We start from the raw sequence: 21,222 nt of genomic DNA on the forward strand, positions 1-21,222 counted from the left end.
CTATATGATTAAGGCGTATTTTTAGAATTTTTAGCAGACTTCCATTCCTGTCTGATTTTAAATAGTAGCCATATGATTCCCAACATAGAATTCAGCAATACAAATCCCTTATCGATATGATGCCACTGGATGTCATGAGTAGTTTTGAGGTACTCATTGTAGAAGGTCAGGAAGAAAGCAGCAAAGCCACTTTTATCGAAGAAATTGTATACTAATCTATTCATGTTTTTCCCTCTATTTGCGTAATTCTCGATTCCAGTTTGGTGACTTTTTCGTAAAGCATTTTCATTGCTTTTGCCGAGGCAGCAATAACACTGGAATCTTCAGAAAAACTATCGGTCAGACTGATTTCAAAATTGACCCAATCGGCATTGGTGGAGCCCATTAGTTTAAAGTATTCCTTGCTATCCAATTGAAAAACCATCAACCCCATATAGGCCCGCCCGCTATCTACCAATGCATATCGGCTTTTCTCATCGGCACATACCAAGCGAGAATCCACCGGATCATTGGAGGCGATATACAGCCCATATGGAAGGTTGAACTTGTTCATTTAGGAAATGGTGAAGTCGTAATTTGCTTCTGATGCATAGCCCGAGCCCGCCAAAGTTGAAGTATAGACATCATAATCCCGAAGGTTGCCTCCGGCGTCTTCAATTTGTTTCAGGCTTGCACTAATGGCAAAAGAGCCGGTCACGTCAGCATTGGAAGATTCTCGGAACAATACTTTTAGGGTGCGTCCTTTGGGCACACAAATGGCCAGATTCTTTTCCCCTGCAGGAATAGTCAGGCTGCCGGAAGCGGTATTTCCGCTCAATAATTTTTGCTTCAATCCCCTCGCTTCAGCGCCATTATTCGGGATGGAAATCCCATAAAATACAGCGAATTGGGGCGTGAAAATCAAAATATTACTGTCTTTTAGTCCAGCGGTAATCCGCCCATTGGGATAGGGATTTCCTTTGTTGTCGTTTTTTATTGGTCCTTCCAGATAATTGAGTTCTACATACACTCCAAGGGTTTCGCCCGGATTAGCAAAAGTAATAGGCTCCAAAATGTAGGAGGTGTCTGTATTGGCAATTGCGCCCTGGTTGACCTCGCTATTTTGATTGAAATTATCATTAGGAAAGGAGCGATAAACCGCAATTTCATCGATTTCACCACCATCATTTAGTTGGATAGCCCAGTTGATTTTCGGAGTAATCGTACTTCCCAGCTCCACATTTTTGGCATCCGAACTTGATGCAGAAATACTCGGAGCGGTATAAGTGGGGTTAATGGTGGGATTTTCAATTTCATCTAATCTCGCCAGAATCGATAGGTATTCGGCCTGATCCACGGGACCAATTTCCAGCCAGTCACTATTGGAATCCCCCGAAGACCAAAGTACTGATCCTCCTCTTTGACATAGACCGTCGAGCCCTCCGTCACTTTTCCATCGGTCAACAATTGGTTGCGCTCTGCTAAACTCTGGACAATAAGCGTTCCACCTGAAACTCCAGTAGGGCCAACTAATAGCACCCAGTCTCCGGTTGATTTATCCCGAAGCCCGTAAAGCTCTTTAGTGTCTTGCTGGAAAACAATCATGCCATTGAAAGCCAATCCATCCGAAATCAGGGCGGCTCTGGCCGCGGCATCCGCTACTTGTTGCCTTTGATCAGTAGGATCTGAAGAGGCGATATTGAGGCCAAAAGGTAGGTTGAATTTTGACATATCAAATAAGGGTTATATCGTAATGTGCATCCATGCTATAGCCGGATCCTGCCAGGCTACTGGTGAGTAAGCAGTAGGCCTGGTCATTTCCTCCGGCGTCCTGCACAACTATTTCTTTTTTTATAAAAGCGGCGGTCACCTCTGCGTTGGAAGATTCCCGAAATGTTACTTTAAGTGATAGATCCTTAGGTAAAGCGATAAAGCAGGATTTCTGCCCCTGTGGAATGAATAAGGTTCCGGAGAAGGCGTTTTTAATCAAGTGTTGCTCCCGGATCGTATTTGTTCAGAACTCACAGGGAGTCCTAAACCAAAAAATATTTTTGGATATCCTCTAAAATTAAGGTTGGCAGCTAATGCCCCTGCCGGAATTTGGTACTCTCTTCCCTGAATATCATACCATTTAGGACCGGCCTCATAAGCAGCTTTGGCTTGAAATCCTATTATTCCTAAAGGCATATTCCATTCATAAGAAAAACGGTTTGATCCGCTATGAATCAGTTGGTTGTCCTGGAGTAATTCTATGCTCGGAGTAACAAATTCCCACCATCATTTTGGCTAAATTGGATTTGAAACAGGGCTTCCATCTTGCTGCCCACTTCCGCCTCTGAATCGATATCACAGAGAAGCCTTAGGCTGGGGGCAACGGGTGGGCGGAAAGGGTTGATGAGTTCCTGTATTTTCCAATATTCCGCCTGTGAGAACTGATGAAATTGCCTTACTTTTTGTTCGACAAAATCCCGCTCCCGGATAAACTCTACTTCAATGATTTCAACATAATCTTCCCCTCCGGAAGCTGTATAGGCTTTTTTTACATAGGGATCTAACCACTGAATGACAATATCATTTTCCTCTGAACGGTGAACAAATAGCTTATATCGCGCCCCGACTTGGCCCCGAAATACTTCAATTTGAAAGTCCTGATCGATATGGATTTCAAATTCGGAATACTCCAAATTTTTACAATCCAGGAGTAGATTTCCTGCTGGAATTTTCCGTCCGAATAACGGCATGCCTGCCGGGTAATCCTGCGTGCCATCACTCACGCTCACGAATTGAGGCGCCTTTGCTTTGGCATTGGTAGCATTAGAAAATGACTGATATGGACCGAAAGAAAACATAAAGAGTAGAAGACTTAGCAGTTTGAATTTCATCGAATGGTTTCGTTAAGTTTGGCGACATATTTAAAGATTTTGACCAATCCGGTGCCGGTTTGATCAAATCTGATTTCCATCTCTCCTTCAAAGGCATAGCCGGAAGATGCTGGAAATGAATATCTTTCACCCGCAGGAATATCGATATCCAATGGCTCGCCCACATAGCCAATGCGTGCAGTGGTATCACCGGCATTAATGACGGTAAAGCCAGCGCAGGCATTCAGGCTAAAAGTGTCCCCGTCCTTAAGCAGGGAGTCCGAAGTGAGCTTCATCAGATATAATCCCATGGCTTAAGATTTTAGGGTTCTGGTTAATCTGAAGACAAAATCATACACCAATTTTTCAGTGGTTTGCTGGTCAAATTGTGTATTGATTTTTACAGTATGTCCATTCGCAGGAATATCCACTTCCTGGAATCTATCATTGAAGGGCAATGATTTATCAGCCGTGAGCGCATCCTGATGCGTGACCTGCAGCAGGGCGCCACCATTGTCTTCCAGCCCTACCCGAAAGGCATCCAATCCGCCTTGCTTGATGGGGTAAATCGCTACGCCCGTGCAGCGTTCGTAGGAAGAATTGAGCTTGACCTCTGAGCGAATTACGGTAGAGGCTGTGCCGGCCGGTACTTCGATGGTCTTGGTCTGGAGGAAGGTTTCTTTTCTCATAAGAAGGAAAAATGGGGGCCGGAGCCCCGATCATCAAATTATTTCGGCATGGTCTGGGCGCCCATGAGTCGAACCTGGAAGAAATGTCTTCCGGCAGATTCATCCATGGCCTGATCCGGATTGAATTCGATCACCATTTCAATGATCTTCTTTTCAATCAAGAGAATGGGGGTGTCCAGGTGATAAGTGTCTTCTTCACCCTGCACCTTGGTGGATTTGGCCGCGTGGGTGAAGCGCTCCACCGGCAGCGATAAAAGCGTTTTTCCATCCTGTTTGATCAGGAATTTGGAGTTGAGCAATTCGGCCGGAAAGCTGGCATAATCCGAAGAGTACTTTACCGATGCCGGGGAGCCGACATAGTCTTTGGCCTTCATGATATAACCCAATTTGATTTTATCCACCGCCACATTTTGGCCTACATCCAGGGTATTTTCATTGAAATCAGAAACCCCAACCACCTTTTGATTGGTAGATCTTAACAGTGGATGTACCGAACCGGCATTGCTGATATCGGAGGCATGCACCACATCGGCATCCGTAATTCGGATAGATTTTTTGGCAAATTCCTCCTGCGTCTGACGCGGTAATCTGCCTTTTCTTTTGTGCAAAAACTGAATTGCACGGGAGAATTGTTGAGTCATGATTTGATAGTATTAGATATCTTTTTTTATGGAGCTTAGCCGAATTATTCACCGCTAAATTGATTTCGATTTTGTAATCTCCTTAGATTATTGGTATAGATTGAATGCATTAAAAAGCTTGAATAATTTATATTTGGCCTTGCTTACTTTCTCACCATTCATCTGCTTCGTTGAAAAAAAATCGAAATAGAGGCCTATTCCTTCATTTTTTCCGCCTCGCATCTAAATGATGATTTAAGTATGAATAATCCGGCTACGACCTCCGAATTAACCTACAGTGTCCTCTAGTCCGATGAGCTCGTCATCGTAATCAATGGCCCCCACGGTATCTTCGATTTCTCCACCTTCGCCACCATTGAGCATATAGGTGTTGCCGTATTCATCCTGCACCAGGGAAGGATTTCCCAGGCCGTCAATCTGATAGATGTTGCCATCCTCATCCTGAATGAGTTCTCCCATTCCATTGATGCCTACCCCAACGGTGGGGACATAAGGTTTCAATACGGATACCTTCTCGGCCACTTTTCCGGCCACCCCGATGGCACCTTTCACCGCCATGCCCACTCCTATGCTGGAGAACTTTGGAGACTTCAGTGCAATGGCCATTCCGGCTGCCAATAGTCCTATTTCAGCTAAGGGATTGTTGATACGATTTCCGATTACGGAGGCGATGGTAATTCCTCCGGCCACCCCGCGATTTCTTTTAATTGAGTTGAATATTGTTTCATGGTAAATATGATAAGCGAAACTATTTTTTCATTACAGCGATCAAGGCCAAAGCGCCCATTCCCATCATCATCATGGTTTGAGGGTTCATCTGGCTGCCTTGTTGGGTTTTCATGATTTCAAAGGCCGCAGCATTGGCGGCAGCTTCTCCCTGTGCTTTGGCTATGGAAGCACTTTCATGCACCGACATCCCATTTCCTTGTTGCGGACGAATGATATTCATAACCGTATCCAAAGTGTCCTTCAGGAAGTTACCGCTACTTCCGCCACTGGGCATCAAAGCATTTGGTGTAATTCCAGGAAGCGTCGGTGCAGTATTCAAGGTTTGTATTCCTTTGGGTTGTAGCGGAGCGACACTCACCGGTTTAGGCGGAGAAATCCGGGCCATTTTTTTGGCTTTTCTGCGTTCTCGGATTTTCTTAATTCCTTTTCCTATGGCTTTTACTCCTTTGCCTACCAGACTGGCGACTGGTGCTAAGAAAGAGAGTAATCCCAACTGTCCCAGTCCGCCGAGCCCAAGCATTTGCCGGGGCTGCATTTCATAATAGGTGGTACCATCGAAGAATAGCATGTCGTCTTCCGGTCCGTAGATGCCCTGAATTTCTTCCGAATAATAGAGCTGATGGCTTTTTGAGGTGGATTTAACCAAAGGCTGGAATGATTCTTCCACTCCCTGCAATCCATTGAGATAGCGAATGGGTAACATGCTTTTATCGTATTTTTTACTGAATGGCTTTTCCTGATCGAACTGGCTGAGCACCGGATCAATGGTGGCATAGGGCTTGGGCATAGAGCCGTCTTTATTCGGAACAATCACATAGACATGCTGATAACTTTCCCGGCCATTGTAGGCCGTTTTTCGAAGCTTGTGCGCAATGCCCAAATTGTACAAAATGGAGCTGGCTAAAATCGAATAGCAATCACAATCCACGCCTTCGGCCCGGTCTGCCCATGACCTTGCAGGTCGACGCAATTGTTCTTCGTGTCGGGCGTCAGGGGTGTATTGGATATGGTGATAGATGAAATTCCAAATGTTTCGGGCCGTCTCGTATTCATTCTTGCCTTTCAAAACAGTGGAAATCCGTTGGGTATCTTTTAGGGTTTGCTCAATGATTTGCCCCATGAATTTGAGGGTATCAAAGCTATCGCCCGAATGTGTCAATAAAGGATTGGTCCTTTCCGGTTTGGGGAAATACCGATCGAACTCCCTGCCGGATTTAATCTTCCGCTTACCACTGGCCACAAGGCCCAAATGATCATTGCCGTTCAAATATCTCACAATCATAGCTGAAAGGTTTTGGTGTGAGACAATGACTGCCCATTCAGCTTTCCGGTGACTTTCGCCACGATGGTGGCTCCTTTCAAACTGAAATTGCTCAGCATATTCCGAACGGTCGAAAAGGGCAGCTCCAGGGTGATATTATTGATGCGCTGGGTGGTTCCGGCTTTGATCTCAAATGACTGATGGATCGAATATCCTTCCACCAACGGATTCAAAACACCAGGAGCCTTCTGGTGAAAAAGCTTCACAAAAACATCCTGCACACGAGCATCAATATTCGAAACATTGATCACCTGCAGATCCACCTTGAAAGTCAATTTGGTCAGGTCCACCGAATGAAGTCGAACCGCTTTTAAATCCAATTTCACCTGATCAGATAAATGAGCGAATTGGTTGTAAAGCATGCCCGCACCTATAATTGCCGATATGATAAGTCCTGCTTGGATCATATCGATTTAACTGCATCCCCTATCGCTCATCAGGCATTTTTAGGCAAGCGCGACCATTTTCAGGCTATAAAGTGCAACAAAGTGCATTATAGTTCATGAACTGCCGAATAATTTGCGCAAAAGATAGTTATTCTACATGAACCAACATTTAACCTGATGAATGCAGAAGAACTCAATGGGATGTACACAAGGATTGAAGTGGCTCGTATGCTCAATATTCACCGCAACACACTGCGCCTTTATATGAAACGCTATGGAGTGGAAGTCGAAAAAAGGCGGTTGTCGATAAAGGATGTGAAGCGGATTTTTGAGGCCTTGGGGATGGGGTGAGGAGTTAAATTTACTGCCTTATTAAATATAAATAATCCAAGATTAATAAATATTGGTGCGCATGAGGTACTTTTTAATATTTTTTAAGTTTAAAGTCGGTTATTGCGCTTTTTGTTTTATGTAGGTAATTACCTTTAATACTTAATCATAAACTAATGCTCAATAGGGATTAATTTGATATAAAACTAAATTATACCCTAAAGGATTAAATTTGGCCATTTAATCTCCGAAAGGCCTATATATCTATTTTTATTTTTGAAGATGTATGGTTTTTGAGTGTTTCTGATTAATCTGAATGTAATGTTTTATCTATTAAATCAATTTAATTCTTGTTTTAGTGTAATTATTGGTTAAAATTCGCCTAATGTTCATAAACTTCACAAAGGTGAAAAAAGGTTAAATTATAAAATTTCCAATAATTATGAAGATGGAATTAAACCAAATGTTTTTTAAAAAAAGCCTGATAGCAATGACGGCTATCGCAGTTCTTTTTACAGGTTGTGGTGATGAGGGTGGAGACCCACCGGCCCCAACACCGGATCCGGATCCTGACCCGGAAACAGAATTAGTGCTTCCCGGCATGAAAGTAAGTGTGTTAGATGATTATCTAAATAAAGAGGCTTCTAATACCGAATCAGATTGGCATTTGTATGCCGATGTCATGAAGCTGAAAGTGGAATTTTCTGCACCAACGGGTGAGAATGAGGAAGCAGCTACTGTAGATGCTCCTGTTTTAACATTTACTGCCGGAGAAGAGGAAGTAAAATATGATTTAGTGAAAGAAGGCGATTATTATGTCACGACGGAAATTCAGGATGAGTTTGCTGACCAGTATTTAACCGGCTTTGACATGGTCATTACCGCAAAGGTAAATGATGAGGATTACGAAGGAACAGAAACCGAAATTGTTCAGGACATTACGGTAACCACCGGTAAGTTTGGTTCTGTAGTTTTCTCTTTTGACCCGGATAACCGCTACAAAACAGTTCAGATTTGTGATGAGAATGGAGAGAATTGTCAGGTATGGATGGCGGAGAATTTGAGGTGGACAGGAACAGACGGTAGTATTGCGAATCGAGTATATCAAATTGAGGGTGAAAGTGATGTTATTCCTGATTATGTTAAGAATTATGGGCATTTGTATACTCAGGATGAGAAGTTTGAATTAATGAATGACTATTTAGAGGATAGTGACTGGAGAATACCAACCTGTACAGTTGTCGATAGAACTAACTTTGAAGGTGATTGGGCACAACTTTGTAAAAATGTTGTGGGTGGTGATCCAGAAGAAGGAGGCGATGTTCTAAGTCCAGCATACTATTCTGGAACTTTTGAGAAGTTGAACAATGCTGAATTTTGGAGTGATAGTTTCCAAAAAGAAAACTGGACTAATGAATATGGCTTTTCTCTTTTAGGCGGAGGGGCCATTATATATGATGGTTATGTTGTCAATTTTAAAGATAGGGCATTGTTTCATGTTGATCTTCAAGATGTAGATGATAGTAAAAACCATAAGGCAGTTCATTTTTATAATGATAAAACTAGAGTTTATACTGGAGATGTTTATACTACCGCAATTAGACTAGTTAAAATTCTATAATGATGAGGAGAGGATTATTTGCTTTCATTTTTACCTTTTATTCATTTCTAAGTTTTGGTTATGGGGTAAGACACTCTAGTCCAGATGTTCCGAAGTATTCTGTTTTGAAGGTCACCAACTCAATGTTAGAAATACTAAACGAAGGATCGCCTATAGAAGCGGCTTATCGTGAACTATTTAGATTCAATATTGATAGTTTCTCAGAAAACTGGGATGGAAACTTATACAAAAAAGAAGGAAATACATGGACTCCTTTAGAGGTGAATTCTTATTTTACACAAAAGGATATTAGTGATGGTAAAATAATCCTATCTCTTCTAAATTCCGGAAAGACTCATGGGCAGTCTATTAGCTTTGTTTATACAGCAAGTTATACTGGTAGTGGAACTGTTCCCATCGACCCCAACACCGGTACATTTACCTTTAATGTCGTAGACGAAGGCGCCCCAACCTTTAATTTAGCGCATACAGGCGCCAATATCTTGCTTGATGACCATTCTTTTAATAGTGGCGCTTCTAATGATGATTTTTACCTAATTAAGTCGTTCAGCCCAAACTTTAGTGGTACTATTAAAAAGTTTAAGAATCAAAACTGGATTGATTTAACTAATGGTGAGATTAATGAAAGTCAAGAGGAGGAACAGCCTATTGGATGGACTCATTCTGAGATAATAAATAATAAAGTCGGATTTTTCTCTAATGAATCAGGTAAGTTTGCTGTAGAAGTTGAGGTTTATGAATGGAGTAATGGCTTCCTGTGGTGGGGTAAAGGATATTCTAAGAAGAATATTACGAAATGGTTGTATTTCGATGTAGACGGAATTACTGAGCCCTTATTCACCATGAGTGCCATAGGAGCACGAGAAGATATTCAGGTAGGAAGTACGACCGGAACAGCAATTTTTTCAGACATTAATAACTTATTATCTTATAATGCTGCTGCTGGCAAACACTTGGTTAAAGAATTAGAGATTAGTGGTTTACCAAAAAGTGTTGGGAATTCTTTATCCAAAAGTGGCGGTGCAGGAGATTATAATATCACAATTACCGATAGCGGAGATAAGTGGAAGTTATCCGGCACTAAATTTATGCCTATAGCAGAGATGAATGCTGCTTTTAAAGCGTTGCTGTATTCGAAAGGCTGTGGGACTTCCAATTTGTTGACGAATAGCTTTACGGTAAAGGTCAATAATCCAGCAGGTAACGACCTGATGTCCGAAGACGGGAGTATTAATTATCAATATCAACCAATATTGTCTACATTGAATCCATCTAGTCGGCAAGCCTTGGTTCAATCTCCTTTTGAGTACCATATTCGTAGTACTAATGCTTGTGATAATGAAAGCGAGCTATCGGTTTCCTATACTGTGAAAATATCAAAAAACGAATCCAATCCAGAAACAGGTGGGATTGCTTGGCTTTTCTATGACGCTACTGAGCAAAAGATTTATGGTTTCCCTTTTCCCCAACACAAGAATGAAATAGCTTACGTCTTCATCACGGCTAACTACCAGGATGGGCACAATATTCCATCCGATACTTTTGTTATGCAGATTTCAGCGGTAGAAGGAGGGGTTGATGTAGCTTTGGATGGTGGAGATTTTGAGTTAAACAGTTGTGAATATGATGCACTTCCTCAGGTAGAAATCCAGGGGAAAAACACCAATTCATTCGAAAATGGTATCTACTATACGATTGATTTAGCTTTAGGCTATGAATTTTATAATTCTGATAAAACTGGCCTAAGTGTTGAGTTTCAAAAATCAGATGATAGTTGGCAATCAATTAATTTAAGCAATTTTTCATTTGAAGGTACAGGCACCATTAAATTTAGGCATCAACATGGTGAGGGTAGAAAGGCCGTTAGGATAAATGGTTTGAAAGTAAAGTATGCAGGGAGTGAAGACATTGTAGCCAAAGAGTATTTATTTTCAAATTTCACCAAAAAGGCGGCCTCGGAGGATGAAGTGATCCCTATTGGTTCTTGCCAAAGTATCTCTTATTATCAACCTTATTGCTTTATCAACTATTTTCCAAACCCTGGATGCTCCGGAACGAGTGTTGATGTTACTATTCTGAGTAAGAGTAATCATGACTTTCAACTAAGGGTTTACCAAGGAAGCCCTTCCGCTAATGATTCCTATTATGATTTTTCTTATGATGGAAATGCAGATAAGTATTCATTAAATATTCCAAAGGAAGATTTACACGCTGGAAATTATGTCCTGGAGCCTTATTATGTTCATGGTGGTGAACCTTTATGTTCTATGGGAACATATAATTTGGAGATAAAGGAAAGCCCTACCATTATTGCTTTAGAAGACGAATTTCAATTTAACACAAATGTTCCTGCTGAGGAAGAATTATTTTCAAGTAAATACTTGGTGACCTGGTCTGAAAATGCCGAAGGATATACTCGGTTTGCTGATGGAGAAGGAGTTTATAAGGTTGGAGAAAAATATTATTTTGACCCTGCTCGGGTGAATTTGGACAAGGGGGCAGATGATATTGAAATTGTACTTACAGAGTACAATACGAACGGATGTAGTAACTCAGACACTCTAATCTTTAAGGTTTTCTCGGATTTATATGCAAATGATATGATTTGTTTTTCCGATCAAAATAGAGATGTGGCCATCAGGAAATTAGATCCAGAGGAAGGGACAGATATCGATAACATTGAGTTTAATTATTCCTACCTTGTCGAGGAAATAATGGAAAGCTACTATCGGGATAATGATAGGGTTCCCCAAGAGTATTTGGAAGCGGCATATTTACAGGCCTATAATAAAATTAAGAGTGAGATTAGCACCAGTATGGGATTTGGCTTTTATCAATCCATGTTGAAAGGCGGATTTTCTTTTAATGCTATTCCTGATTCTATTTCCTATAACTTTGGAGATGCTTTTATGAATCTTAGTGGTTATTTGAATTCTTCTCTGAGTGGGTATGTAGTAAGTCATAATTTTGGCTCGGTTTACCCGGTGTTTCTATTTGAAAAAGAGTATTTACCGAGTTCTTCGGATCAATATTATCGGGTGAATCTTAATTTCGCTCCCGAGGAAAAAGCTTTTTCTTTCGATTATACTTTTAATAATCAATCGGTATCCTTGTCGTTGGGGGATTTAAAAGACCATGTCGATTTCACATTTATTCAGGATAATTATTGTAATACCGATACTGCATATTGGGTATTTCATAGTTATCTGGACATTTTAGATGTAGAACTTTTTGAAGTTATTGCTGAAAAAGACATTCCAATATTAAACATTGCGGAGAGGGAAATTGCTCCCGCTCAAACGACAACATCTTATCGGATAAATTTTCCCGGAATCGAGGTAGCAGAAAATGCCCGAAAGGTTTTGAAAGCAAAGATTCATTATCAACAAGGCAATTGTAAAGAGACATTCCAGAAGGTATTTACGCTGCAAAAAGGGGTAGTTCGTCCTACCATAATGTTCGATGATTTTTTATACAGCGCCAATGACAATGAAGAGGTTAAGGAATTAAAATTCTGTAAAAACACTTCCGAAGTAGCTTTAAAAGTGAAAGATGCCACCGAAAATATTTATTGGGAATTAGATTATCCGGGCGATCCTACCGTTAAAAAGACCATTGTTCCTTCAGATTATATCTCTATAGCCCCTAGGGATGGTACTCAGGAATTAATGGTACGATATGCAGTGGGTTGTAAAGCTAACGATAATGATGGTGACCTTGAATTACATCTGAATATTTCTCCGGCAAGCCAAGGGACTTTAAATTTCACCAAAAAGGATTTTACTTTTGAGCCTGAAGATTATTTGGAGCATACTGTTGATTTATCTTATTGGCTGGACGGAGTTAGTGGAACTGCGACTGCAGGCTTAGAGATATTGTCACCTGAAGGGATCAGTGAGCGGGTATATTTTAGTGAAGATATATTTTCTGCCTACCCTGTTAGCCAATCTGGGGTTTATCAAATGAAGCTACTGAATCAAACAGAAACCGTTACGGATGACAATGATGAAAATGAACCTTTGTTTTGTGATTGGGAAAGTGCATCACAGGCAATAAGAATCTTTAGAAAGCCGCTGATTGAAGGTGTTCCTGTAAAATACATGTGTCCAACAGAACAAAGTATTAATTTATCCTCCTTATTTACAGCAAAGTTGGGTGATTCGGAATTTGAATTGAAGGAGCATGGTTCATTAACATTTAGGCTTTATAAATATATTCTAAACGAAGATGGTGATGAGGAATTGGGTCCTTTAATAGAAGTGGCAGAAAGTTTTACCCCTGAAGATAATTCTAAATATTTGGTTGAAGCGGTTTATGTTCAACCAGATGGTGCCGGTGATAATTTTCCGGAAGTGGTGTCAAAAAGAGAAAGCTCTACTACATTAATCAAGGAAGAAATTTCCATTTCTCTGGATTATTATAATGAGGATTTACAGCAAAATAAATTATGCTTTGGCGCTCCGGACTGGGAGCTAAATCCTTTAGTTTATATGGGTAATGAGCTTATTGAACAAGATGTTACTGGTACAAAGCAAACACTTCAATTTTTTAATTACCAAATCTTAAATAGTGCGGATGGAGATGAATCCGATAATTTATTAGTTTTTGGTTCAGATACCAGCTCGGTACATGTAAAAACGAATAAGGTTGGAGAGTTTACTTTGAAAATGGAATTACTTACCCAACGGATCAATAATCTAGCGGATGGTTGCGTGGTTCCTTTTGAAGTTGATTTGGAGACTTTTAATAACCCTCGTTCGATCATCAGGAATTTTCCAGATAATGAGTGTCAAACAGAAGGAGGCCAATTGGATTTGAAGCCCGAGGCGTTCACCTATGAAGGTAACAATATAAGTGTAACAGATAATAATTCTACTTTTCAGGCCATTGATCAGGATGGAAAAGAAAGATTGATTTTTCAGAGAAGCGGAAAAGATACAGAGGTAATGCTCGATTCAGTTGGGCACTTTAATATCATTTTTAATTTTATTGATGATAATGGTTGTTCTGCCACGACCAATGAGTTATTAAAAGTTAAGGCTCGACCAACCGCAGATTTTAGGGTTGATAAACCGATTATATGTATTAATGATGAAGAAGCTTTTAGCTTTCATAATGAATCTAAGTTATTAGATCTTGATGCATTATTTACGGGTCATATCAATAGATTGGCTTGGGATTTCGATAATGGTTTCAGTGCAGATAGCGGCATGCCAGATGAGGATGGCAATGGCAATTTGGGGGGAACTATTTCGGAAGAAGGCAATGAAACTAATACAAGCGGAATTTATACTGATCCTTCTCACTTTTATACTCGTGCCAATAAATTCAATGTTAGTCTGATCGCTTACAGTTCATTTGGTTGTTCAAATAGGATTGAAATACCCATTGAGCTAGGCGCTAACCCAAAAGTTGCTTTTGATGTAGAAAACTTTACCATTGGAAGAGCAACTAATTTCATCAACAGCACAGATATTGAGGGCTATACTGGAAAGAGATTTATTGATAAATTAACATGGGATTTTGGCGATGGAGAGTTGCAAACTGATTATGGCGATGAGATCACAACAGATTACTCCCACCACTATGCTATGGAAGGGGCAAAAACAGTGACACTCTATGCTGAAATTGATTCTATTGGGTGTAGTGATGAGTTAAGTCGTGTAATCCCGGTTTTTCCTCTAAAAAACCCTACTTCTGAGAATAATTACAGCACTTCCTTCTCTAAAGTAGATGGGGCTAACGACCCCGCCGGCTGGCTACACTCTGGCCAATGGGATACCGAATATGCATTAAGCTCCTGGAGTCTAACAGACGGCAGTTGGCAAACAAACACAGGAAACCATGGGAATGAAGATGCGCAAAAGGAGCATACCTATTATGCGGCTGAGAATTCCTGGATTGAAAGCCCGACTTTCGATTTAACTGATTTAGATCTTCCCATGTTGTCGATGAAACTGAATATCAATTCCGCTCCGGGAGTAGATGGTATTAGTTTGCGCTATACTTGTAATGAAGGGAAGACCTGGAATACGGTGGGTAATATGGGAGAGGGCCTGGATTGGTTTACCAATGAGACCGTACTAAGTCTTCCTCAGGATAATGTAGAACGTAAAATTCAGGGATGGTCCGGGGATACAGGGGAATTATATGCCCGTATTCCCTTGGATGCGGTTCAAAGCGATGCCTTGACCCCGAGTATTGAGGCGGAAAATCCGGGCGATGGCCGGGTTCGTTTCCGACTTTGGTTTGCCTCAAATAACAGGGTAGATGCCACGGCAGACTACACAGGCATTAAGCTGGAAGAATTTACCGTGAGTGCTCGTAACCGCCTGGTGGTGGTGGAAAACTTTACCCATGATGATGTTCCGGAAACACAAACCGATGCTATTTTAGAAACGGTTGGCGTGAATCCGGAGGAGTTGGTATTGCTTCAATATGGTTTCCAAATTGTGGGATCGGTGGATGAATTATATAAATATTGCTGGATGCCCTCCGGTGCGCGCGCCCTACATTACAGTGTCCCATATCCGGAAAGAGCGATGGTGAATGGGGTGCATTATGAAGATAAATTATGGAGTGAAAGTGATCTTCCTTTGGTGGTTAGTCAAGAGAAGCTTGAAGTTGCCCGGGTTAATATTCAACCCATTAACCCACAAGATTTAGTGGATAATTTGAACCCTAAAACCGGGCAGACTAGCATAAACGTTGGCTTTGAAACCACCGGCCTTCCGCTTGAAGAAGAAGATACCAGACTGATTCTTCGTCCGCATATGGTCGCAGAAAATTTTGAATTACCGAATTCAGGACGTGTATTTAAAAATTTAGCGCGTGAAATTCTTCCAAATACTGCCGGGATTTTTGTTCATATTGATGAAGCGGATGAAAAAGGTATCTTACAGTTTGATGCTTCCTTTGACTGGACTCCCGATCATGCTTGGGCTTATGCTGATAAGGTTAAAATGGTGGTAACGGTGCAGGGATTTGAGTCGGATAAAATTTATCAGGTTCGGGTCTTTGATATTGATAAAGCTTTGATAGCGGAGCCTCCTTTGGATGCAGAAGAAATGGCGAAAAAGCTTCAATTGTATCCTAATCCCAATGAAGGACACTTTACTTTGGAGTGGTCTTCTGAAGGCCTGGCAGATGCCTGGAGCCTGTATACTGTAGACGGCAGAAAAGTAGCGGATGGCCACTTCCAATCTCCTACGAATCGCCAACAACATATAGTTGTTGAAGATCTGGCAGATGGAGTTTATATACTCATGCTATTAAAGGAGGATAAAATATTGACCAATAAACGAATGATGGTCGCTCATTAAGAAAATGTAAAACGGATTTTGAGATTGGGAGATTAAATTGTCTCCCAATCATTATTTCTTATTATTTACTATACAATGACTTTTAAAAAAACACTTATATTCAGTCTTTTTATTGGACTTTTTTCCTGTAGTGAAAATCTGAATTTGCCTGAAAATGATTATTTCCTGAAAATTTTAGGCTATAACGGTCAGGATGAAGCCGTAGCTTTGCAGCTGTTGGAGAACGAAGATTTACTATTAGCTGGGAACTTAAATTTAACAGCAGGTGGTTCAGCTTTATTTTGGACCAAGTTGAACAAGTATGGGGTGACCCAATGGCAGTTTACCTGGAATGAGCAGGAGAATCAGGAAATGAAGGACTGGATTCTGAGAGATGATCGTATTTTGGCGACCGGTTTGGTGAAGGGTGATAGTACCTACCTGGGATTATGGGAAATGGACGCCACTTCAGGCAAATTGATTCAGTTTACTAAACCGATCAAATCCAAGGTGGAAAGTTGGGGGCAGAAGTTACTGCAAACTCAGGACGGAGGTTTATTGATCGTGGGTAATTACTCCGATACTGATCAGACTGTTAGATATGAAGGCATGATTTTTCAATGTCAAAATTCAGATGGAACTGAAAAATGGGAAACTCAACATCACCAATTAGAGCCGTTTGAACAGTTAATTGCCGCTGCTGAGATCAATAATCAGTTTTACCTTTTTGGGAATGTGGGTAAAAATGCAGATAAAAAGCTTCGCATCATTTGCCTAAATAGCGATGGGCAAATATTGTATACCAATATTTACGGAGAAACAGGTGGAAATGTGGAAGCCGTTTCAGCATCATTCAATAAGCAAGGAGTCCAATTCCTGGCTACTGAAGGCACGGGCAATAACCGCAGAATGCTCCTTGGCGAGCTAAATCTTTCAGCGGAACTAATAAAAGCAAATACCATTGATAGTGATTTAACCGAATTTGCAGCTGACTTCTGTCGTGATACTCAGGGCAATTATTTTGTGATCGGAAATCGGATTATTGATGCCCGAAAAACAGACTGTTTGCTACAAAAACGAGATGTCAATTTTAACTTGATTTGGGAGCAGACCTATGGATCGGAATGGCAGGATAAAGCAGAAAAAGTATTTATTCGCTCCACCGGCCCCGGCTTTCTGGCGACCGTTAACTTTGACAATAAAAACGAAAATGCCAATACCAATATGGCCATCTATAGTTTGGACCAGGAAGGAAATTTGAAATAACTTTTGGGAACAATGCGCTCGCTTGCAGGCAAGCGGGCGAAATGTTCAATTAGTAATTGAATATTTCCATCTTCAAATTATTAGAATTTTTGAGAGCCCGGTCTGAATAGCCGGGCTTTTTGCTATTTCACCATTTTCCCACTCTTCTTAAACTCCCTCACAATGGCATAGCGCAGGTCCTGCTCATTTACCATATGGTCCTGATTACTCAGAGATTTCAAAACACAATAGCGGATGATATTCGTAATTGCACCTCCGGCTAGCTCATAATTTCTGGCAATATCCCGAATGTCAATTTCTTCATGGAGTCTGAATTCTTCCGGAAAGGCCTTCTCCCAAAGCATATAGCGCATGTCTTCATCCGGCATTGGGAAGTGAATGGTCGCCTGGAATCGTCGGTTGAAAGCCGTATCGATATTGCTTTTCAGGTTGGAGGCTAGAATCACGAGTCCGGGGAAATCTTCTATGCGCTGCAAAAGGTAAGAGACTTCCTGATTGGCGTATTTATCGTTAGAGCTGTTGGTCTGGGTACGTTTACCAAAGATAGAGTCCGCCTCGTCAAAGAACAGGATCCAGTTTTTGTTTTCTGCAATGTCAAAGAGTTGCTTCAGGTTTTTCTCCGTTTCACCCACCCATTTGGAAACCACCATGCTCAGGTCCACACGATAAACCGGAAGGTTAAAAGTTTTGCCGATCAGGGAAGCCGTCAAGGTTTTTCCGGTACCGGAAGGGCCATAAAAAAGCACTCTGTAGCCCGGCTTCACCTTTTTCAATAACTCCGGATGGGCATTCAGTTTTTTTCCATGCTCCATCCACATATTTAATTCTTCCAGACTTTCCAGCGTATCATGCGGCAGCACCAGGTCTTCCCAATTCATTTTGGTTTGGATTCTTGATGCCGGAAAATTAGTAGAATATTCCGGCTCGAATTCCTCCCCTTGTAGCAGGGCCATTAGCTCCGCGGTGGGATATATTTGCCGGCTGGTGGGTGACTCCATGGGATTGAGTGGAGAGAGCTGGAGGAGGTTGTGTCGGAATAAAGGGTTGGTGGGTTTGAAGAGGGAGAGGAGATCGAGCCTTTTTTCAAGACTATGACCAAGAAGGAAAAACAAAATACTTTCTATGGATGGATAAAAAGTTAAAGTCTCCTGATTTACTTTTCCCCCAAAGGAATTGTAATACATTTTGTCTTTAACAAGGAGTGCCGATATTTTTTTAAAAGTAGCAGGATATAGAAAGGGAGCTGCACTACAAATCAGAACAAAATATTCAATAGGATGCAAGTCGATTTTTAGACGGGCTTTAAAGTCAGACTTTTCCATTATGGAATGGACTTGCTGTTCTTCGAATCCTTTAAATGATTTGAAATTATCATTTGAAAATTCCGTTTGCGCAAAAGATTCCTCTATTGCTTTCATTAATTCAATAATCTCTCTATTTATCATGAAATTTATAGGATATATATCTGTCAAATTAAGGCCGAAATTACATTATAGATAAAAATAATAATAACTTTATCTCCTTATATTTATAAGGAGATGAAATCATTTGAGAATAAAGATAACGCAAGCTCCCCCTACAAATGGGATCTGGAGCAACAAGGAGCTTCCAAAGCAGAATATATAAGCCCTGATATTGAAACATTGCAAGGGCAGCCAAATATTGATTTTGATGAGCTTTTGGCACTTAGAAATGAAAAAGACACTCAGGCTACTCCGAATCAGGAGAATGAAGAGACGGTGGAAGTCTATAATCAATTTGGGAATTATGTAACAACCACCGGAAACCCAGACAAGGCAATTGAAAAAAGAGTCATAGCACTCTCCAAAAGCACGGCCAAAGCCATTAAAAAAGGGGCGAGCTGGAAAGACTTTGCAGATGTAATCACCCTACCCTCCGAGGAGGTGATGAATACTGCGCAGGAAGCAATAGACCGGACTCAGAGCACATCTGTTCAAATTGAACAAGGTTTTGTTGTGGGGATTGATGGAACTACCTCTGAGATAGTTTCAGATGGAGAGAATGGGAAAGTTAAAATGGGACCAGCATATGAGGAAATGGAAAAAAGAGGCGTAAAAACAGCCTTTGATGTTCATACGCATCCTGAGGGGGAAATTTCTGGTGAATCTTTTAAAAGTACGCATTATCCATCAGGGGAACCTGAATCTATTTACATTGATAAAGATTTTGGCTATCGTGGGTTAAAAGAACGGCAAAAGGCTGTTACCGAGCCGAGTTGGGTTCTTGGGGAGAGAAATGAGGTTAAATATGAAAAAAGGGAAAACCAGGTTGCCGGACCAGGAGAAAGGATAGAAATTAGGGAAAGGTATATCTCTTTTTACACATCAAAGGGTATTGTTGGGGAAATGACCTGGGAGGATTTTAAAGCTGTGGTGGATAGGGTAAATAAAAAATCAACGAAAATGTCAAAAAAAAGTAAATCGGCTAAATGAGTATACTGTTTATCTATCTTATTTTCGGCTTCATAAATGTGGGCGAGCCAAAAGAAGCTACTCCAGAATGGCTTACTAAATGTGAGGAAAATTTTAAAATTAAAAGCAAGCCTAGCGATTTGTATCAATTGACATTGTATTATACTGATCAAGGCGTTTTACATATCAGATGCAATAAGAATAATGAATTAGAAGTCGTGCTTATCCCAAGACTATTTAAAGTGAAAAAGTCTCTACGATATGACAAAATAGCCTACAAGAAAATCAAAATCAAAGACGAAGAATTGCTAAACCAGATATATAGTTTGCTGAAATCATCTGATATAGAGAGCTATACTGAGGCGGGCTTTTATTTTAAATATAAAGAATCAAAAAGCTGTCACTCATACTATCACAGCCGAAATGTTGGCAAAAATCAAGAGTTCGATTTTGAGAAATTTAAACACTTGGCTGATAGTCTGTATAGGTGTACGGAATTTGATAAGCATTTTTATGCATTTTTTAAAGAATTGCCACCTGGTGAATATGGTGATACCTATATAGTTTTAGGAAAAGTGAAAAAACCCAGATGGTATAAAGATTAAGGATTAAGGGTGAAGAAATAAATTGGCCTACTTTTAACTATTGTGCTCAAAAAATGAAATCATTTGAGAATAAAGATAATGCTAGCTCCCCCTATAAATGGGATCTGGAGCAACAAGGAGCTTCCAAAGCAGAATATATAAGCCCTGATATTGAAACATTGCAAGGGCAGCCAAATATTGATTTTGATGAGCTTTTGGCACTTAGAAATGAAAAAGACACTCAGTCTACTCAGAATCAGGAGAATGAAGAGACGGTGGAAGTCTATAATCAATTTGGGAATTATGTAACAACCACCGGAAATCCAGACAAGGCAGTTGAAAAAAGAGTCATAGCACTCTCCAAAAGCACGGCCAAAGCCATAAAAAAAGGGGCGAGCTGGAAAGACTTTGCAGATGTAATCACCCTACCCTCTGAGGAAGTGATGAATACTGCGCAGGAAGCAATAGACCGGACTCAGAGTTCATCGGTTCAAATTGAACAAGGTTTTGTTGTGGGGATTGATGGAACTACCTCTGAGATAGTTTCAGATGGAGAGAATGGGAAAGTTAAAATGGGACCAGCATATGAGGAAATGGAAAAAAGAGGCGTAAAAACAGCCTTTGATGTTCATACGCATCCTGAGGGGGAAATTTTTGATGATTTTATCAATAGTACACATCAACCTTCTGGGAAAGAAAGAATGCTGACTATTGATGAAGATTATGGTTATCGTGGTTTGAAAGAAAGGCAAAAGGCAGTAACCGAGCCGAGTTGGGTGTTAGGACAACTGAATCAGGTGAAGTATGTTAAAAGAGAAAACCAAGTTGGAGGTGAAGGAGAGCGAATCGAAATCAGGGAGAATTATATTACATTCTATACTCATGAGGGAATTATGGGGGGGATGAGTTGGGAGGATTTTAAAACAACCGTGAATAGGTGTAATAAAAAAGCCGATAAACTAGCCGCTAAAAAATAAAGTAAGAAATAACATTATGCTCTTAACCGTCCTAAGTATACTATTGTGTTTTTCATCTCTAAATTATCAGGATAATATTAAGCCTGAAGACTATTGGGTGCCCAT

The 21,222-nt window shown here is 40.6% G+C and carries 20 protein-coding genes; 7 read left to right on the forward strand and 13 right to left on the reverse strand.

Annotated elements, in window-relative coordinates:
• Window positions 1-8 precede the first annotated feature (8 nt).
• The 12 genes from NG22_RS02440 to NG22_RS02500 all read right to left on the reverse strand — a co-directional run bounded on the left by NG22_RS02440 (window position 9) and on the right by NG22_RS02500 (window position 6,627).
• Window positions 9-224 (reverse strand): hypothetical protein, encoded by a 216-nt coding sequence (locus NG22_RS02440; RefSeq protein WP_053404244.1) that lies wholly within the window; start codon window positions 222-224, stop codon window positions 9-11.
• Window positions 221-553, reverse strand: a complete 333-nt coding sequence (locus NG22_RS02445) for a hypothetical protein (protein WP_053404245.1) — start codon at window positions 551-553, stop codon at window positions 221-223. Before NG22_RS02445 ends, NG22_RS02440 begins: the two co-directional genes overlap by 4 nt.
• Window positions 554-1,336: a hypothetical protein gene (locus tag NG22_RS02450; RefSeq protein ID WP_053404246.1), complete on the reverse strand. Its 783-nt coding sequence runs from the start codon at window positions 1,334-1,336 to the stop codon at window positions 554-556. It lies immediately after the preceding gene.
• Entirely contained in the window at window positions 1,297-1,710 is a 414-nt protein-coding gene (locus tag NG22_RS02455; RefSeq protein ID WP_053404247.1) for a hypothetical protein, read from the reverse strand. The genes NG22_RS02450 and NG22_RS02455 overlap by 40 nt, the downstream gene beginning before the upstream one ends.
• A 1-nt stretch (window position 1,711) precedes the next feature.
• Window positions 1,712-1,969 carry a hypothetical protein gene (locus tag NG22_RS02460; protein ID WP_053404248.1) on the reverse strand — a complete coding sequence of 86 codons (258 nt, stop codon included), beginning with the start codon at window positions 1,967-1,969 and terminating at the stop codon, window positions 1,712-1,714.
• 259 nt (window positions 1,970-2,228) lie between these two features.
• On the reverse strand, window positions 2,229-2,861 hold the full coding sequence (locus NG22_RS02470) for a hypothetical protein (protein WP_157600824.1): 633 nt from the start codon (window positions 2,859-2,861) through the stop codon (window positions 2,229-2,231).
• Window positions 2,858-3,151, reverse strand: a complete 294-nt coding sequence (locus tag NG22_RS02475; protein ID WP_053404251.1) for a hypothetical protein — start codon at window positions 3,149-3,151, stop codon at window positions 2,858-2,860. Before NG22_RS02475 ends, NG22_RS02470 begins: the two co-directional genes overlap by 4 nt.
• Window positions 3,152-3,154: 3 nt before the next feature.
• Window positions 3,155-3,529 carry a hypothetical protein gene (locus tag NG22_RS02480; protein WP_053404252.1) on the reverse strand — a complete coding sequence of 125 codons (375 nt, stop codon included), beginning with the start codon at window positions 3,527-3,529 and terminating at the stop codon, window positions 3,155-3,157.
• Between the two features lie 38 nt (window positions 3,530-3,567).
• Entirely contained in the window at window positions 3,568-4,170 is a 603-nt protein-coding gene (locus tag NG22_RS02485; RefSeq protein ID WP_053404253.1) for a hypothetical protein, read from the reverse strand.
• Window positions 4,171-4,437: 267 nt separating this feature from the next.
• On the reverse strand, window positions 4,438-4,860 hold the full coding sequence (locus NG22_RS02490; protein WP_053404254.1) for a hypothetical protein: 423 nt from the start codon (window positions 4,858-4,860) through the stop codon (window positions 4,438-4,440).
• A gap of 58 nt (window positions 4,861-4,918) precedes the next feature.
• A complete protein-coding gene (locus NG22_RS17965) occupies window positions 4,919-6,181 on the reverse strand; it encodes a hypothetical protein (RefSeq protein ID WP_053404255.1) in 1,263 nt (420 codons plus the stop codon).
• Complete coding sequence (locus NG22_RS02500) at window positions 6,178-6,627, reverse strand: hypothetical protein (protein ID WP_157600825.1); 450 nt, start codon at window positions 6,625-6,627, stop codon at window positions 6,178-6,180. The genes NG22_RS17965 and NG22_RS02500 overlap by 4 nt, the downstream gene beginning before the upstream one ends.
• A 156-nt stretch (window positions 6,628-6,783) precedes the next feature.
• Between NG22_RS02500 and NG22_RS17715 the strand changes: the two genes are divergently transcribed.
• The 4 genes from NG22_RS17715 (at window position 6,784) to NG22_RS02515 (ending at window position 17,124) form a co-directional block, all read left to right on the forward strand.
• A complete protein-coding gene (locus NG22_RS17715) occupies window positions 6,784-6,957 on the forward strand; it encodes a hypothetical protein (protein ID WP_157600826.1) in 174 nt (57 codons plus the stop codon).
• Window positions 6,958-7,378: 421 nt separating this feature from the next.
• Window positions 7,379-8,557: an FISUMP domain-containing protein gene (locus NG22_RS02505; RefSeq protein WP_053404257.1), complete on the forward strand. Its 1,179-nt coding sequence runs from the start codon at window positions 7,379-7,381 to the stop codon at window positions 8,555-8,557.
• Between the two features lie 122 nt (window positions 8,558-8,679).
• Window positions 8,680-15,879, forward strand: a complete 7,200-nt coding sequence (locus tag NG22_RS02510) for a T9SS type A sorting domain-containing protein (protein WP_172674308.1) — start codon at window positions 8,680-8,682, stop codon at window positions 15,877-15,879.
• 75 nt (window positions 15,880-15,954) lie between these two features.
• Window positions 15,955-17,124 (forward strand): hypothetical protein, encoded by a 1,170-nt coding sequence (locus NG22_RS02515; RefSeq protein WP_053404259.1) that lies wholly within the window; start codon window positions 15,955-15,957, stop codon window positions 17,122-17,124.
• A gap of 122 nt (window positions 17,125-17,246) precedes the next feature.
• On the opposite strand, the gene NG22_RS02520 is transcribed toward NG22_RS02515, so the two are convergent.
• Entirely contained in the window at window positions 17,247-18,569 is a 1,323-nt protein-coding gene (locus NG22_RS02520; protein WP_053404260.1) for an ATP-binding protein, read from the reverse strand.
• Between the two features lie 93 nt (window positions 18,570-18,662).
• On the opposite strand from NG22_RS02520, the gene NG22_RS02525 reads away from it, so the two are divergent.
• Genes NG22_RS02525 through NG22_RS02535 form a run of 3 tightly spaced genes read left to right on the forward strand, consistent with a single transcriptional unit; the run spans window position 18,663 to window position 21,117 of the window.
• Window positions 18,663-19,577 (forward strand): hypothetical protein, encoded by a 915-nt coding sequence (locus NG22_RS02525; RefSeq protein ID WP_053404261.1) that lies wholly within the window; start codon window positions 18,663-18,665, stop codon window positions 19,575-19,577.
• Window positions 19,574-20,161: a hypothetical protein gene (locus NG22_RS02530; protein ID WP_053404262.1), complete on the forward strand. Its 588-nt coding sequence runs from the start codon at window positions 19,574-19,576 to the stop codon at window positions 20,159-20,161. Before NG22_RS02525 ends, NG22_RS02530 begins: the two co-directional genes overlap by 4 nt.
• 53 nt (window positions 20,162-20,214) lie before the next feature.
• Window positions 20,215-21,117, forward strand: coding sequence for a hypothetical protein (locus NG22_RS02535; RefSeq protein WP_053404263.1), 903 nt, complete (start codon window positions 20,215-20,217; stop codon window positions 21,115-21,117).
• The last annotated feature ends 105 nt before the right edge of the window (window positions 21,118-21,222 follow it).

Source organism: Persicobacter sp. CCB-QB2, assembly GCF_001274635.1.
Taxonomy (GTDB): domain Bacteria; phylum Bacteroidota; class Bacteroidia; order Cytophagales; family Cyclobacteriaceae; genus Persicobacter; species Persicobacter diffluens.

What these genes read in the sequence shown, in the direction of transcription:
- NG22_RS02505 (WP_053404257.1), top strand. Translation starts at nt 7,379, where the DNA reads ATGAAGATGGAATTAAACCAAATGTTTTTTAAAAAAAGCCTGATAGCA.
- NG22_RS17965 (WP_053404255.1), bottom strand. Translation starts at nt 6,181, where the DNA reads ATGATTGTGAGATATTTGAACGGCAATGATCATTTGGGCCTTGTGGCC.
- NG22_RS02525 (WP_053404261.1), top strand. Translation starts at nt 18,663, where the DNA reads ATGAAATCATTTGAGAATAAAGATAACGCAAGCTCCCCCTACAAATGG.
- NG22_RS02510 (WP_172674308.1), top strand. Translation starts at nt 8,680, where the DNA reads ATGTTAGAAATACTAAACGAAGGATCGCCTATAGAAGCGGCTTATCGT.
- NG22_RS02475 (WP_053404251.1), bottom strand. Translation starts at nt 3,151, where the DNA reads ATGGGATTATATCTGATGAAGCTCACTTCGGACTCCCTGCTTAAGGAC.
- NG22_RS02485 (WP_053404253.1), bottom strand. Translation starts at nt 4,170, where the DNA reads ATGACTCAACAATTCTCCCGTGCAATTCAGTTTTTGCACAAAAGAAAA.
- NG22_RS17715 (WP_157600826.1), top strand. Translation starts at nt 6,784, where the DNA reads ATGAATGCAGAAGAACTCAATGGGATGTACACAAGGATTGAAGTGGCT.
- NG22_RS02500 (WP_157600825.1), bottom strand. Translation starts at nt 6,627, where the DNA reads ATGATCCAAGCAGGACTTATCATATCGGCAATTATAGGTGCGGGCATG.
- NG22_RS02470 (WP_157600824.1), bottom strand. Translation starts at nt 2,861, where the DNA reads ATGAAATTCAAACTGCTAAGTCTTCTACTCTTTATGTTTTCTTTCGGT.
- NG22_RS02520 (WP_053404260.1), bottom strand. Translation starts at nt 18,569, where the DNA reads ATGATAAATAGAGAGATTATTGAATTAATGAAAGCAATAGAGGAATCT.
- NG22_RS02515 (WP_053404259.1), top strand. Translation starts at nt 15,955, where the DNA reads ATGACTTTTAAAAAAACACTTATATTCAGTCTTTTTATTGGACTTTTT.
- NG22_RS02455 (WP_053404247.1), bottom strand. Translation starts at nt 1,710, where the DNA reads ATGTCAAAATTCAACCTACCTTTTGGCCTCAATATCGCCTCTTCAGAT.
- NG22_RS02535 (WP_053404263.1), top strand. Translation starts at nt 20,215, where the DNA reads ATGAAATCATTTGAGAATAAAGATAATGCTAGCTCCCCCTATAAATGG.
- NG22_RS02480 (WP_053404252.1), bottom strand. Translation starts at nt 3,529, where the DNA reads ATGAGAAAAGAAACCTTCCTCCAGACCAAGACCATCGAAGTACCGGCC.
- NG22_RS02530 (WP_053404262.1), top strand. Translation starts at nt 19,574, where the DNA reads ATGAGTATACTGTTTATCTATCTTATTTTCGGCTTCATAAATGTGGGC.
- NG22_RS02445 (WP_053404245.1), bottom strand. Translation starts at nt 553, where the DNA reads ATGAACAAGTTCAACCTTCCATATGGGCTGTATATCGCCTCCAATGAT.
- NG22_RS02440 (WP_053404244.1), bottom strand. Translation starts at nt 224, where the DNA reads ATGAATAGATTAGTATACAATTTCTTCGATAAAAGTGGCTTTGCTGCT.